The 702-nt window shown below is 77.1% G+C and carries 1 protein-coding gene; it reads left to right on the top strand.

Annotated elements, in window-relative coordinates; genetic code table 11:
* A partial coding sequence (locus DZG00_RS16150) for a class F sortase (RefSeq protein WP_233550179.1) occupies positions 1-537 on the top strand: 537 nt, incomplete at its 5' end.
* Between the last annotated feature and the right edge of the window lie 165 nt (positions 538-702).

Below are 702 nucleotides of genomic sequence, written 5' to 3'. Positions count from 1 at the left end.
CCCTCCGCGGCGGCGCCCGCAGCGCCCGCCGCCCCACCCGCCACCGCGCCGAGCAGCCCGCCCACGACCTCCCCCCAGGTCGTGCAGGGTCTCGGCGCGGTGCCGACCCGCGTGGCCATCCCGGCCATCGCGCTGGATCAGCCGCTCATCGACCTCGGGATCGCCCCCGACGGCCGCATGGAGGTGCCCGTCGACTTCGACGACGTCGGCTGGTTCACGGGCGGCGGCCGGCCCGGCGGTCGCGGGCCCACCGTGATCGCGGCGCACGTCGACTCGCGCGTGGGACCTGCGGCGTTCGCGCGCCTCGCCGAGCTCGGCGTCGGCGACGAGGTCACCGTGCAGGACGTCGACGGCGGATCCACGCGCTACGCCGTGACCGAGGTCGCCGACTTCGCCAAGGCCGACTTCCCGACCGCGCGCGTGTTCGGCGCGCAGCCCACGGACCAGCTGCGCCTAATCACGTGCGGCGGGATCTTCGACCGCAGCGTCGGCCACTACGAGGACAACCGCGTCGTGTTCGCTGAGCCCGTCGGCTGATCCGCGGACAGGCGCGAGACCCGGCGCCGGCGGGCCGGAGCTGGAACCGGGTGCGGTCAGGCCCCGGTGCCGGCCGACTCCGTCTCGCCCGCGTCCGGCAGCCCCGCCCGCAGGCGCGCCGTGCGCTCGCGCATCAGCTCGAGCCGGGCCTCGTCGAGCGCCGCG

Source organism: Clavibacter lycopersici (assembly GCF_003576405.1).
In the GTDB taxonomy this organism is placed as follows: Bacteria; Actinomycetota; Actinomycetes; order Actinomycetales; family Microbacteriaceae; genus Clavibacter; species Clavibacter lycopersici.
This window is presented reverse-complemented; position numbering and strand designations above follow the sequence as displayed.